The following is a 13,570-nucleotide window of genomic DNA, read 5'->3' as shown; positions in this document are numbered from 1 at the left end:
TACTGGTAAGCTTTAATTGTGAATTTTTTCTTTACTCAAACTTACTGTAGGTCTTCCAATAGAGTGATATTCAATATATTCATCTTCCATAGTTTTCAAAGAAAAACAGTTTCTTCCATCAAACAATAGAGGGTATTCCATTATTTTAAAAGTACTGGGAGGAAGATATTTTATTTCATTCCATTCAGTAAGTATAATTGCAGCGCTACTGCCTTTAAGTGCATCTTCGATACTAGAAGCATATTGGACCGTAGAGTTGAAAATCTTTTTTGCTTTCTCTATAGCAATTGGATCATAAGTTACAACTTCTACATTCTTATCTACTAAACTTTTTATAATTGGAATTGAAGCCGCTTCTCTCATATCGTCAGTGTTAGGTTTAAAGGATAAACCTAACACTGCAATTCTTTTTCCTTTAATATTTGGAACCCTCTTGTAAAGTTTATTTAGCAATAATCTTTGCTGATATTGATTGACTCTTATAACTCCTTTAAGTAAATTAAAGTCATATTCTACATTCCCAGCAATTTGAACCAATGCTTTTGTATCTTTAGGAAAACAAGATCCACCATATCCAATACCTGCATTTAGGAACTTATCGCCAATTCGCTTGTCCATCCCCATGCCGTTAGCTACGTCTTCTACGTTCGCATTTAGACGCTCACAAATGTTTGAAATTTCATTAATAAAGCTAATTTTTGTAGCAAGAAAGGCATTAGAAGCATATTTAATCATTTCGGCACTTTTGACATCTGTTCTGAAAACTGGTACGCCAAATGGTTGATTAATTTCTTCAATTACATTAGCAGCTTCTTCGCTGGCAGTTCCTACGACGATTCGATCACCATTAAAGGAATCATAGATGGCTGAACCTTCTTTTAAGAATTCAGGATTAGAAACAACTTCTACCTTAACATTGGCAACCAAGTGATGATCTATAATGGATTGAATTCGATCGTTTGTACCTACAGGCACCGTACTCTTCGTTACTACGATAGTATCTCTAGAAACGTTTGTCGCAATGTCTTTTGCTACTTGCTCCACAAATGCTAGATTAGCTGAACCATCTTCTTTTTCTGGAGTACCCACAGCTATGTAAATGACTTCAGCATTTTCAAACCCTTCTTCATGTTGAGTAGTGAAAAACAACCTGTTTTCATTTATATTTTTAGTCATCATATCAGATAGTCCTGGTTCGTAAATAGGGGAGAAGCCCTGTTGCATTTTTAATACTTTTTCTTCATCAATATCAATACACGTTACGGTATGACCGATTTCTGATAAACTTACGCCTGTAACCAATCCGACATACCCAGTACCAACTACTGCTATTGTTCTCATCTTCATTCCTCCATCCGATGTTATTGACTTACTTTATTACCAACCAGCGATTCTAATAATTCTTCTACATCTGAACCAATCTCTTCATTTTTCAAAGCGAATTCAATAGTCGTTTTTATAAACCCGAATTTTTCTCCAACATCGTAGCGACTTCCAGCAAAGTCATAAGCAAACACACTTTGTAATTCGTTCAGTTCTTGAATCGCGTCTGTTAATTGAATTTCTCCACCAGCACCGGTTTTATGCCGCTCTAGGAAATTAAAAATTTCAGGGTTTAACACATATCGTCCCATAATCGCTAAGTTTGAAGGAGCTGTCCCCTGCTTAGGTTTCTCTACAAACCGATTCACCTGATAGAGACGTTCACTTTTATCGGATGGATCAATAATGCCATAACGATGCGTTTGATGATCCTCTACCTGCTGCACACCAATAATTGAAGAGTTTGTTCCTTCATATTGATCGATGAGCTGTTTTAGACAAGGTATATCAGATTCTACAATGTCATCACCCAATAGTACCGCAAATGGTTCATTACCAATAAATTTACGAGCACTCCATACGGCATGTCCTAAGCCTTTGGGTTCTTTTTGACGTATGTAATGAATATCTACCTTCGACGTTTCATTAACCTTTTCTAGTAAATCGAACTTTTCTTTTTTCATTAAGTTATCTTGTAATTCGAAGTTATTATCGAAGTGATCTTCAATCGCCCGTTTTCCTTTACCTGTTACAATAATGATATCTTCAATGCCTGATTGAATAGCTTCTTCGACGATGTATTGAATGGTTGGTTTGTCTACAATAGGTAACATTTCTTTTGGCATCGCCTTTGTAGCTGGTAAGAACCTGGTACCTAAACCCGCTGCAGGAATAATCGCTTTCTTAACTTTTCCCATTTAAACTCCTCCTATTTCGTCAAAGATACTGGTTTATTCTTAATTAATTTAAATACGGTATCCTTAATACGCTCAGGTTCAATATTCACAAACTCTACATCAATAAAATTATATAAATCTTCTACTCGAACATCATTGTTTTTTCCAATGTAGATTTTTGGATAAATTTGTTCAGGATGCACTTCATTATCACCAAGTAATTCTTCATACATTTTTTCACCCGGACGTATTCCGTTAAATTCAATTGGAATTTCTTTTTCCGAAAACCCTGAAAGTGAAATAAGGTTTTTAGCCAAGTCCACAATTTTAACTGGCTCACCCATATCAAGTACAAAGATCTCACCGCCACGCGCTAACGCGCCTGCTTGAATTACTAGACGAGAGGCTTCAGGAATCGTCATAAAGTATCTCGTCATATCTGGATGAGTAACCGTAACTGGTCCGCCGTTCGCAATTTGTTTTTTAAATAGTGGGATAACACTTCCCCGACTACCTAGCACATTGCCAAATCGTACGGCTACGAATCTCGTTTTGCTCACTTTACTTAACGATTGTATCACCATCTCAGCTACTCTTTTTGTTGCTCCCATTACGTTCGTCGGATTCACGGCTTTATCAGAAGAGATCAGTACAAAGTTAGGAACTCCAGCTGAATCAGCTGCTTCTGCCACATTCTTGGTACCAAACACGTTATTTTTCACCGCTTCTTTTGGATTGGCTTCCATTAACGGCACATGCTTATGAGCTGCAGCATGATAAATATAAGAAGGTTGATAGTCATGAATGATTTCAAAGATTCGATCACGGTCCTGGATATCGGCTATGACGGTCATAAGTTCGGTTTCTGTATCGAGTTGCTTTAACTCCATGTGAATGGTATAAATGCTGTTCTCACCGTGACCTAACAAAATCAATCGTTTAGGTCCGAACTTGATCAACTGCCGGCAGATTTCAGAACCAATAGAGCCGCCCGCTCCTGTTACGAGTACGGTTTTCCCATTGATCTCACTAGAAATGGATTGAATATCTAATTCCACAGGTTCTCGGCCTAATAAATCTTCAATTGACACATCGCGAATACTACTGACCGATACATTACCTAATGCAATATCTTCGATCATAGGCAGCGTTTGCACATTTTGAACGACGCCTTTAGCCTCTTTAATAATTTGCTTCATTCGTGATAGTTCAGTTGAAGGCATGGCAATAACGACATGATTCACGTGATACTTTTTAGCGACGGCTTCTAAGTCGCTCGTTCCCCCTAATACAGGAAGACCGGCTATCGTTAAGTGCTGCATCGTAAAGTCATCATCAATAAAACCAACCAAATTTGAATTCACTTCATTCGAGTTTTTCATCTGCCTGGCCAGCATCTGTCCCGCTGAGCCAGCTCCTATAATTAACGTCTGTTTGGCATTTGGATTATTACGAACCAGCTTGGCTTTTTTCCCTTTAGGATTAAGTGTAATTCCATATGTCTTATAGTAACGCCACGCAAATCGAACACCGCCGATGAGTAAAATATGTAGCATCCAAGTAATGATTAGAGCTCTTCGATAAATAAGTTCAAAAGCTAATAATTGTACAACGGCTGCCGATACAATGGATAAGGACACAACAATAAGAATTCCTATTAGTTCCTCCATACTGGCATACCGCCATTTTCTTCGATACATCCCAAACATGCTAGAAAACAAATGATGAGTAGCTAGTAAAGTAAGTGCAGACACAAACATCATTAGATCAAATACCGTGTTGGAAGGTCCTAAGAAAAAGTGCGAGAAGTAAATAGAAAACGAAACAATAGCAGAATCAATAAGAATTAAGAGAAGCAATCTTTTTCTAAAAGCTGTAGTCAAAGAAAATCACTCTCCTTTCAATGAATAGATTTAAAATATTCCTAAGAATTTTTTCTTCTTAATAGGCTGCGGTGAATCCGCTGCAAGTGCGTCACCTTTTACTACATACTCCGCATTTTCCGCAAACAAATAAACCATGGACGGTCCATAGTTCTCTTTTAGTACGTCGTATGCATCTGTCATACAAAACCCTCGGCTTGTGGTGTTGTGCGCATCAGATGCAATCAGGTGGGTTAAGTTAGCTTCGATTAATTGGTGGGTGAATTTTTTGATGTTTTTCCCAAATCTTCCGGTTAAGCTCGCGGCCGTAATCTGGGTATAGGCCCCTTTACTGACCATGTCGAACAGGAGACTGGGATGCTGGATGATTTGTCGGTTGCGTTCTGGGTGTACGATTATTGGTTGATAACCTTCAAGTTGAATATCAAATAGCAGTTGCTTAGCGTATCTCGGTACAGCATCGGATGGAAACTCAACAAAGACATAGTTTCCTAGATTCGTTAAAGGAAGAATCTCGTTTGCTTGCAGTCCTTCGATCATATCTCCGTGAATTCTCGTTTCTTGTCCAGGTAATACTGTGAGGGGAATCTCAGAGATTTCTAGATTCTTATTAAGATCTGCTACTTTATTTAAAATGTTTTCTTTAACGTTCGTGTACTTGCCGTTTTGATGGTGTGGGGTTGCAATGATTGTATGTATGCCATCTTCTACGGCTGCTTTCGCCATTTCTAAGCTGTCCTCTACCGTTTGAGCGCCATCGTCTACTCCAGGTAGAATATGGCTGTGGATATCGATCACTACATCTTTCTCCTCTCTGACGTTCACAGTTCGTTCACTTTAATGGAAATAATAATACTAGTATAGCAGGTTTTTCCTGTGGTTTGAAGGTAGTTCTTGATAGATTTACACTAACTTTGTAAATAATTAACGAATACCGGTGTCATAACAAGGATTTACCAATTCTTAATTTTTTATGGATTTTTGACGTATCCGCTTTCATTATCTGAATTTTTCCAAGATAAAAATAACTAAGCCTATAAATTTTAGGCTTAGTTATCGGCTCACCTATTTAATTAGAAAATCCCGAGTACTTTCTTTTTCTTCACGTGGAGTGGTGGATCGCTTGCTAATGGTTCGTTATCAATAACGTATTGCGCGTTATCAGAGAAATAGTCCATCATCGATTGCCCGTAATGCTTTCTAATTTCATTATAGGCTTCCTTCAATTTAAATGCTCGTCCTTTCGCATTTTGGGCATCAGAAGCAATCACATGGGTTAAGTTCGCATCTATAAGTTGATAGGCTATTTTTTTGGCTGTTCTTCCAAATTTCCCCGTTATGCTTCCAGCCGTTACTTGTGAGAATGCTCCATTTTTGACGAGTGAATAAAGAAGGTTTGGATTATCTTGTAATTGTAGGTTACGTTCAGGGTGCACGATGATTGGCTGATAACCCTCAACTTGCAAATTGAATAACAGGTTGCTTGCATAAGATGGTACCTGATCATGTGGAAACTCTACAAATACGTATTTGCTATATTCATTAATTGGTAGGATTTCTTCTTTCTGTAAATCCTCTACCATTCCTCCATGAATTCTCGTTTCTTGACCTGGCAATACAGTAAGCGGGATCTCTTCCTCTTCCAGAACCCGATTCAGTTCACTTACTTGAATAAGAATATCGTTCTTGTAATTTTTAAAATCGCCATTCTGATGATGCGGAGTAGCTACTATGGTATCGATTCCTTCTTCCACTGCAACTCTCGCCATTTCGATACTCTCTTCTATTGTCTGCGCTCCGTCATCGACACCTGGTAGTATGTGACTGTGAATATCGATCATAAGATTATCCCTTCCCTCTATAGAATCTATGCCTGTTCCGATAGCTAGAAATTTGTCTATTTATATTCTAGGGGTTAACTGACCGTACCACTTTACATTACATCTTAAACCAGGTTTTAAATAAATAAGTCATACCTCTCAATTACTGACTATATAATTTGTACTATTTTAAGAGAGACTGATCTATGCTTCTTCATTTAAGGGTTCTTCGCTAGAATTTTTGACCTGTGATTAGGTAGTTCACCGATACAACCAATACTTTATCTTCTAATCAGTGAATCGAGGGATGATACTGTTTTTTTTCGATAGAACTTACGTAACACTTCGCAAAGCACGCTCGTTTCCCTAATTATGCCATAGAGAATCCCCATTGTTTGCGAACGGTAGGAATATGATCCCCGATCTTTTCACCTTCTTCTTTTGTCAATGTGCGATGTTCCGTTCACTTCAAACGAAAAAATAACTAAGCCAAGAAGGCTTAGTTATTGAATCACGTCTCTAAAACAACCCTAGCACTTTTTTCTTTTTCACTCGTTCTGGCGGATCACTTGCTAAAGCTTGTCCATCAATGACGTATTCGGCATTCTCTATGAAGTAATACACCATGGATTGCCCGTACTCTTTTTCCAATTCATTGTAGGCTTTCTTCATATAATAGCCGCGTTTTTTTGTATTGTGCGCATCTGATGCGATTAAGTGAGTGAGGTTCGCTTCAATCAATTGGATCGCTGTCTTTTTAGCGGTTCTTCCAAAGTCCCCTGTCACACTTCCAGCGGTGACTTGAGAAAATGCACCATTTTTAATTAAGGAATAGAGAACATTCGGGTTCTCTTGAATTTTTAAATTGCGCTCAGGGTGGACGATGATCGGCTGGTAGCCTTCAACCTGAAGGTCAAAAATCAGTCTACTTGCATAGTGAGGCACATCGTCGTGTGGAAATTCAATGAAAACAAACGTACTGTCTTCGTTAATGGTTAAGATTTTTTCTTTTCTCAAACCTTCGATCAGTTCATCGGATATACGAGGTTCTTGCCCAGGTAATACTTCTAGTGGGATGTTCTTTTCACGGAGTATGCGGTTCAGTTCGCTTACTTGAATAATAATATCGTGCTTATAGTTGCTGTATTGTCCGTCGTGATGCGGAGTAGCGACAATGGTCGTGATCCCTTCTTCAACGGCCGCTTTGGCCATTTGAATACTTTCTTCGATCGTCTGTGCTCCATCATCAACGCCCGGTAAGATATGACTGTGAATATCAATCATTTGATTTCCCCTTCCCTTTATTTCCTATCCCTATTTTTGTCAGGTTCTCTTTTTTGTCCTGACTTTCTCTTTACGTTTTCTCTTTCTAACGAGCTGTCCTACAAAAATTATTTCTTATCTTGCTTCTTCCGCCATCTGTTGAATTCGAGATAATCGCGGAACTGCTCCTTCGATACTCCTGAGTTCATGGCTTCTACGACGAGCTCAATCCAACCTTCGTCGAGAGGTTCTTCATTCTTCTCCCCGAGAATGAGATAGTTGACGGAGACGTCTAACTCCAAAGCTACCTTCTCTACGAATTGAATGGACGGATTGGATTGAACTCCCCGTTCGATGGAACTAATGTACGATTTCGCAAACCCCGTTCGTTCCGCTAACTGGATAATGGACAATCCTTTTCTCTTCCTAAGCGCCTGAATCCGATCCCCAATCACTACATTCACCTACTTTACCTGATCCGCCATCAAAAATTTCGTTAATGGAAAATACATGAGACTTTTTAATTATTAATATACCACATAAGGTACGATAATCCAATATATAGAATAAATGTTTTTTATAAAGAATTCATTTTCTCGAGAGTGCATTATAGAGGAATCTTTCGGTGTTCGAAACAAATGGAAAGTAAGTTGTTCATTATAATATGAAGAGTTTCCCATAAAACAAAAGACCCATTTCTTTTGTCGAAATGTGTCTTTTTATGGCGGGATCTTATTAAAGAATGGAAAATACCTTCTTACGCTTTGGATGTTCGGGTGGTTCACTATAAAGTTCTTCACCTTCGATGATGTAATGCGCGTTGTCCATTAAGGCATAGGTCACGGCTTGACCAAAATGCTTTTCTATCGTCGTAAAGGCCTGTTTCATATACAGTCCTTTTTTCGTAACTTCATGCACATCTGAGGCAATCACATGAACTAAATTGGCTTCAATCAGCTGCATGGAAAGCTTCTTCACAGCCCGTCCGTACTTCCCGCATAGGCTGGCGGCGGTCACTTGCGTGTAGGCACCGTTTTTCACAAGTGTGTAAAGCAGCTGCGGATTCTGCTGGATTTCGGGATGACGCTCGGGATGAGCGATGATCGGCCGATACCCTTCTAACTGCATACTAAAGATGAGGTTTGTCGTATAGTGAGGCACGTGATCTTTAGGCAAATCGAGGAGCACGTACTTCTTGTTATCATTAATGGTTAACATCTCGTTGTTGAGGAGATCTTCTCCCATTTCTCCATAAATGCGCGTCTGCTGGCCCGGGATCACTTTGACGTGAATGTCTCTTCGCTTGAACGCCTGATTCAGCTTCTTCACTCTTTTGATAATGTCTTCTTTATGGTTGGTATGCTCCCCGTTTAAATGATGAGGAGTCGCCACTATCGAATCGATCCCTTCGGCAAGTGCTGCCTCTGCAATCTCTATACTTTCCTCGATCGTCTGTGCGCCATCATCGACTTCCGGGAGAATATGACTATGAATATCAATCATGACTTGTCCCCTTCCTGCTACCCTATGTTCTTTTTTTATTTATCGTAGCACCTGAGGGGTGAAAAATTTGTCGGATTCACGCTATTCGCTTTTTATAATTTTGTAGAAAAAAGCACTTGATCGAGGGATCAAGTGCTTCTTAATTGTTGCGGTTCGTTCGCCACTTATTAAATTCAAGGTATTCGCGAAACTGTTCTTTCGAAAGTCCAGAACTCTGTGCTTCTTGCACAAGCTCCAGCCAATCGTCGTCTAAGTGGACTTCTTTCTCAGCTGCATCTCCGTGGAGGAGATAATTCATGGAGACATCCAGTTCTCTGGAAATCTTCTCAAGAAACTGAATCGAGGGGTTGGATTGAAGATTGCGTTCTATTGAACTCAAATAGGACTTGGCGACCCCTGCACGTTCGGCGAGCTCTGATAATGATAAATGGCGGTTTTTACGGATTTGTTGGATGCGATCACCGATCATCCTATCACCTTCTTTCATGTGTATGAAACAATTGTAGCATAATTTGTCGCGGTGTTCTATTTAAAGCACAAAATTTTTGCTAGTAGATGTTTCCTATTTTTTGATTGAGTTGGCAGAGGTGTTGAAAGCGCACACTTTAGTTATAATAAGAGTAGTACAAAAAGGTGGTGTTCAGATGAGTGAATTAGTGGCCCGGTTTGAGCTGGCATTTAATCAGATTCATCAAATATTAAAGGAAATGAATCGTTTTCCGAAAAACGATAACTTCGTGGAGCTGCTGCAGCGTTCGAAGGAGCGCAGCGTGATTAAGGAGCACTTTGATTCGCTTCGGCAGTATGCGAAGCTGCGCAATGCGATTGTGCATGAGCGCGTGAGGGATGACTACTATATTGCTTCCCCTCATCTTGAGGTTGTGGAGGAGCTTGAGTTGATTAAACAAACGCTTGACCAACCTCCAAAAGCGCTTGATATCGCGACTCGGCCGGTGATGTTTTTTTATACGGACTCCGAGCTACTAGAGGTCATGAATGCGTTTCGTGAGCATGGCGTCTCGCAGTTTCCGATCTATGACGGCATGGGCGGCCGCTTCCTTGGACTGCTGACAGATACGGCGATTGTTCGCTGGATGAGCAATCATGCCGTGGAGGGTTGTGTACCTGTTGAAGGGGTGAAGGTGCGTGACGTGCTGGCTCAGGACTGCGCGAAGAATGTGGAGTTTCTGCCTGAGAAAGCGACGGTGTTTCAAGTGGAGGATATATTTGAAGAAAGTCATATGGCTGCAAGAAAACTAAAAGCCGTGATTGTGACAAAAGACGGCGGGGTTGACAGCTCGCCGCTTGGCATCGTGACGACGTGGGATTTAATTAAAGTCGACGCTGAGGGAACGGAGGATGAGTGATCAGAAGCGTTCGGTGAAAGACTTTTTCTCCTATATAAAGGCGGGTTTGCCGGCGAAATGGCTCGTCGCTGTAGCGCTCGTATTAAGTTTACTTGAAACGGCTGCTAGTTTAATTGTTCCATTGTTTGCAAGAGATCTCGTGGATCAGCTGGCGGGCGGTGGATTAAGTAAGGGCTTGATCGTATTTCTGGCCGTAACCTTTTTGGTCCAGACAGTGTCCGGCGGCTTTTCCTACTACATCCTGGCTTATATTGGCGAACATATCGTCGCGCATATCCGCCGGCAGCTGTGGAATCACATCCTTCGTCTGCCTGTCCGTTATTTTGACGAACATGAGTCAGGTGAGACGATGAGCCGGATTACGCAGGATACGACGATGGTGAAGAATTTGATTACGAATCACCTGGTTTCGTTTGTCACTGGTGTGATTACGATCATCGGGGCAGTTGTGATCCTGCTGACGATTGATTGGCGGATGACGGTGATTATGCTGTTGTCGGTTCCTGTCGCATTGTTCGTTTTAATGCCCTTAGGCCGGATCATGTACCGGGTGTCACGAAGGCTGCAGGATGAGATGGCGGACTTCAGTGCGAATTTGGGCCGGGTGTTAAGCGAGATAAGGCTGGTGAAGGCTTCGAATGCAGAAGCAGCCGAGAGTCGTAAGGGTGCGCACGGCATTGGGCAGCTGTTTACATATGGATTAAAAGAAGCACGCATTCAAGCGATCATCTCCCCGTTCGTTACGACGATTATTATGGTCGTACTGGTTGTTTTGATCGGGTATGGCGGCGTACGTGTCGCATCTGGTGCGCTTAGCGCCGGGTCGCTCGTCGCTGTGATCATTTACGTGTTTCAAATTATCGTGCCGTTCAGCCAGATGGCGACGTTCTTTACCGCGTTTCAAAAAGCAATGGGGGCGACGGAACGGATTCAATTTTTACATAAGATCGATGTGGAGAAGGAAGCAGGTGATAGAATGATTGAAGTCGATAAACTTGCGTTTCACGATGTGTCGTTTGGCTACGCGGGGTCAGAGCGTGTGATCCTAAAAGGTGTGAGTTTTGCCGTGCTGCCGGGAGAAACGGTCGCGCTTGTCGGACCGAGCGGTGCTGGGAAAACGACGGTATTTTCTTTAATTGAAAGGTTTTATTCCCCTGCGGAGGGGGAGATTGTGGTCGGAGATGTGCCGCTTGAGTCGATCGAACTTGAGGAGTGGCGGCGGTCGATCGGCTACGTGTCGCAGGACAGCCCCGTCATGTCAGGAACGATTCGCGATAACATTTGCTACGGATTAAAGGGCGAGGTGTCTGATTTTCAAATTGGCGCGGCCCTGCAGCAGGCGAATGCGATTGATTTTGTGGCGGATTTAGAAGAAGGCATTCATACGCGCGTCGGTGAACGCGGCGTGAAGCTCTCCGGCGGCCAGCGGCAGCGTATTGCGATTGCCCGGGCACTGCTTCGTGATCCTGACGTGCTCTTGCTTGATGAAGCAACGTCGAATCTGGATTCGGAGTCAGAAGCTGCGGTGCAGGAAGCCCTGCGGACGCTGATGGAAGGCCGGACGACGTTAGTGATTGCGCATCGTTTGTCGACCGTAGTGGATGCGGATCAGCTGTTGATGCTTGAGGATGGCATGATTACGGGACGGGGCCGGCATGCGGAGTTGTATGAAGGGAATGCGCGGTACCGGGAACTTGTGGATCAGCAGATGCTGTAGAAAAAAGCTTATATTCTCGATAGAGAAAAGGGTTTTAGGAAACGACTCCCTTTCCACGGGCGAATGGTGTGCCTCCTCAGGCTAACGCCTTCCGGGGTCACACCTTATTCGTCTCTCCCGTAGGAGTGTCGCCATTTCCTAAAACCCTTCGCGATAATGTAGTTTAAATGAAACCATTGGCCTGCCCCTACCGAAAAATAGTCCTCTCTTCTCACGAGCAGACAGACTTTCCGTCTTGCTCTGCTTCAGATAGTTACTTTTTTCTGTTCTCCTTTCATGGAATTATCCTTCAACTAAAGACTGGTAGATGGCCTCTTCATCATTTTTCTCTACCATAATAAAGGCAGGAGCATCCCCTTTTGAGTACTCTCTGTCATTGACTGAATAGATCTTTGTGCCTTTTGGAAGCTTTGACGCATACAAGTTTCGATACCACCACGTGTTCGTTGTTTGTTTTTTCACTTCTCCAATAGCCTTGTTTTTGGTGTAGTCATTGTCTTTAATCCACTCTCTGTCAGAAACATTGGTATAGATCAATCCATCGAGCTTAAGGATGTCGGCGTCGGGGTTCTCGCTTACTATCTCTTTTGCTGTGGGATTACCTGCACTTTCATGAGATTGAAAAATCATGGCCAGTACCATAATGACTAATCCAGCCACGCTTATAAACATTATCAGTTTTTTCTTCAAAGAAATCAGCCTAAGTTAAACTCTAATAAACAATCTCCACTGTTTTATTTGTATGAAATCTCTAACACTAAGTCTTGGTCATAATTCCCGAATTTTGAACCAAATACATTTAATCCACCTGAGTTTACTGCTTCTTTCTTCGCTTCTAACCGTATTGAAATGTAAGGGTTGTTTTGTAGGTTTAGTTCTTCGATCGTCACATTTGAAACTTTTTCTCCATCTACAAAGGTACCCTCTTGATTAACTTTCCAGTTTTTTAACACGCCATATTGCGTATTGTTTGTCCCCCACCAGTAAGGCGTTAAATTCCCACGTACCCCTCCGAAGTCTCCAGGGCTTGTCCAATACCCTATATCTATGTCGTTTATGACACATGAGATATCTGATGGCCAGTCATTTTTATAATAAGTGGCTTCCGAACATAACTCCGCTGAGAAATTGAGTTCTTCCACAGTCACTTCATCCGGGATTCGGTTCGGGAAATGATAGTCGATATATCCCGATCTGAACCATATGAGTTGTGCATTTTTTCTTTCTGGTTCATAAAAAGAGCGGGGTTCATCTTCCACATGAATGATTCCATTCTCACTTAATAGACCGCACGTTGGCTCCACCTTGCAATTGACGAATTCCCCTACCGGTAATTCGTATCTGAATAAATTGGGAATAGGCTCTTCTTTATTCCTTAAATTAATGATGATTCTATCAAATTTTTTTGAACTCACTTTTTGAGATCCTCTGCCGGGAACCTTTTCTGTAGAAATTAAGTTTGCATCTTCTAACTTATTTACATTGGTAGCTGTTGAGGAAAAAGGAATTTCTAATGACGCCGACAAATCATTGACGTTTTTCGGACCTTCACTCAACAGTTTAAGAATGTCCATACGATGGTCATTTCCTAAAGCTTTACAAACTTCTATAGCTTCTTTTAGGGATAATTCAAGTGTTCTCATTTTTCACTCTCCTATTATTACTCTATTTTAAGTAATCATCTTATAATTACTACTTTTTTTCAAGTAAAAAAAGATTTTATTTTTAATAAATCGCTTTAAACCAATGTTTTATTTAATAAAACTAAAATATCTGACAAATTTCCATTGATTTATTA

13 protein-coding genes are annotated in these 13,570 nt (G+C 41.3%); 2 read left to right on the top strand and 11 right to left on the bottom strand.

Going from position 1 to position 13,570, the window contains the following annotated elements; all coding sequences use genetic code 11:
- Positions 1-12: 12 nt before the first annotated feature.
- From IEV27_RS11030 to IEV27_RS10990, 9 genes are all read right to left on the bottom strand, one after another.
- Positions 13-1,341, bottom strand: a complete 1,329-nt coding sequence (locus IEV27_RS11030; RefSeq protein ID WP_188377510.1) for a UDP-glucose dehydrogenase family protein — start codon at positions 1,339-1,341, stop codon at positions 13-15.
- Between the two features lie 20 nt (positions 1,342-1,361).
- Entirely contained in the window at positions 1,362-2,240 is an 879-nt protein-coding gene (gene galU / locus IEV27_RS11025) for a UTP--glucose-1-phosphate uridylyltransferase GalU (protein WP_188377509.1), read from the bottom strand.
- An 11-nt stretch (positions 2,241-2,251) separates the two neighbouring features.
- Positions 2,252-4,102, bottom strand: a complete 1,851-nt coding sequence (locus IEV27_RS11020; RefSeq protein ID WP_188377508.1) for a polysaccharide biosynthesis protein — start codon at positions 4,100-4,102, stop codon at positions 2,252-2,254.
- A 30-nt stretch (positions 4,103-4,132) separates the two neighbouring features.
- The gene (locus IEV27_RS11015; RefSeq protein ID WP_188377595.1) at positions 4,133-4,900 is read right to left on the bottom strand and encodes a tyrosine-protein phosphatase; all 768 of its coding nucleotides are present in this window, start codon (positions 4,898-4,900) and stop codon (positions 4,133-4,135) included.
- A gap of 275 nt (positions 4,901-5,175) precedes the next feature.
- Positions 5,176-5,943, bottom strand: coding sequence for a tyrosine-protein phosphatase (locus tag IEV27_RS11010; protein ID WP_188377507.1), 768 nt, complete (start codon positions 5,941-5,943; stop codon positions 5,176-5,178).
- Between the two features lie 498 nt (positions 5,944-6,441).
- Positions 6,442-7,206, bottom strand: coding sequence for a tyrosine-protein phosphatase (locus IEV27_RS11005; RefSeq protein ID WP_188377506.1), 765 nt, complete (start codon positions 7,204-7,206; stop codon positions 6,442-6,444).
- Between the two features lie 107 nt (positions 7,207-7,313).
- Positions 7,314-7,649, bottom strand: a complete 336-nt coding sequence (locus tag IEV27_RS11000) for a helix-turn-helix domain-containing protein (protein ID WP_308808311.1) — start codon at positions 7,647-7,649, stop codon at positions 7,314-7,316.
- Between the two features lie 271 nt (positions 7,650-7,920).
- The gene (locus tag IEV27_RS10995) at positions 7,921-8,688 is read right to left on the bottom strand and encodes a tyrosine-protein phosphatase (RefSeq protein WP_188377505.1); all 768 of its coding nucleotides are present in this window, start codon (positions 8,686-8,688) and stop codon (positions 7,921-7,923) included.
- A 139-nt stretch (positions 8,689-8,827) separates the two neighbouring features.
- The gene (locus IEV27_RS10990; RefSeq protein ID WP_188377504.1) at positions 8,828-9,157 is read right to left on the bottom strand and encodes a helix-turn-helix domain-containing protein; all 330 of its coding nucleotides are present in this window, start codon (positions 9,155-9,157) and stop codon (positions 8,828-8,830) included.
- Between the two features lie 175 nt (positions 9,158-9,332).
- Here IEV27_RS10990 and IEV27_RS10985 point away from each other — a divergent pair, with 175 nt between their 5' ends.
- Entirely contained in the window at positions 9,333-10,055 is a 723-nt protein-coding gene (locus tag IEV27_RS10985; RefSeq protein WP_188377503.1) for a CBS domain-containing protein, read from the top strand.
- Positions 10,048-11,772, top strand: coding sequence for an ABC transporter ATP-binding protein (locus IEV27_RS10980; protein WP_188377502.1), 1,725 nt, complete (start codon positions 10,048-10,050; stop codon positions 11,770-11,772). Before IEV27_RS10985 ends, IEV27_RS10980 begins: the two co-directional genes overlap by 8 nt.
- A 282-nt stretch (positions 11,773-12,054) precedes the next feature.
- Here IEV27_RS10980 and IEV27_RS10975 read toward each other — a convergent pair whose 3' ends face one another.
- Together IEV27_RS10975 and IEV27_RS10970 are read right to left on the bottom strand one after the other, a co-directional pair.
- Complete coding sequence (locus IEV27_RS10975) at positions 12,055-12,462, bottom strand: hypothetical protein (RefSeq protein ID WP_188377501.1); 408 nt, start codon at positions 12,460-12,462, stop codon at positions 12,055-12,057.
- 44 nt (positions 12,463-12,506) lie between these two features.
- Positions 12,507-13,415, bottom strand: a complete 909-nt coding sequence (locus tag IEV27_RS10970; protein ID WP_188377500.1) for an ArsR/SmtB family transcription factor — start codon at positions 13,413-13,415, stop codon at positions 12,507-12,509.
- Between the last annotated feature and the right edge of the window lie 155 nt (positions 13,416-13,570).

The organism is Halobacillus andaensis, from assembly GCF_014636475.1.
In the GTDB taxonomy this organism is placed as follows: Bacteria; Bacillota; Bacilli; order Bacillales; family Halobacillaceae; genus Halobacillus_A; species Halobacillus_A andaensis.
Note: the sequence above shows the minus strand (reverse complement) of the source record. Positions and strands in the feature narration are given on the sequence as shown.

Coding starts and splice junctions, on each gene's coding strand:
- IEV27_RS11005 (WP_188377506.1), bottom strand. CDS start 7,206: ATGATTGATATTCACAGTCATATCTTACCGGGCGTTGATGATGGAGCA.
- IEV27_RS10970 (WP_188377500.1), bottom strand. CDS start 13,415: ATGAGAACACTTGAATTATCCCTAAAAGAAGCTATAGAAGTTTGTAAA.
- galU (WP_188377509.1), bottom strand. CDS start 2,240: ATGGGAAAAGTTAAGAAAGCGATTATTCCTGCAGCGGGTTTAGGTACC.
- IEV27_RS11010 (WP_188377507.1), bottom strand. CDS start 5,943: ATGATCGATATTCACAGTCACATACTACCAGGTGTCGATGACGGAGCG.
- IEV27_RS10990 (WP_188377504.1), bottom strand. CDS start 9,157: ATGATCGGTGATCGCATCCAACAAATCCGTAAAAACCGCCATTTATCA.
- IEV27_RS10995 (WP_188377505.1), bottom strand. CDS start 8,688: ATGATTGATATTCATAGTCATATTCTCCCGGAAGTCGATGATGGCGCA.
- IEV27_RS10980 (WP_188377502.1), top strand. CDS start 10,048: ATGAGTGATCAGAAGCGTTCGGTGAAAGACTTTTTCTCCTATATAAAG.
- IEV27_RS10985 (WP_188377503.1), top strand. CDS start 9,333: ATGAGTGAATTAGTGGCCCGGTTTGAGCTGGCATTTAATCAGATTCAT.
- IEV27_RS11030 (WP_188377510.1), bottom strand. CDS start 1,341: ATGAGAACAATAGCAGTAGTTGGTACTGGGTATGTCGGATTGGTTACA.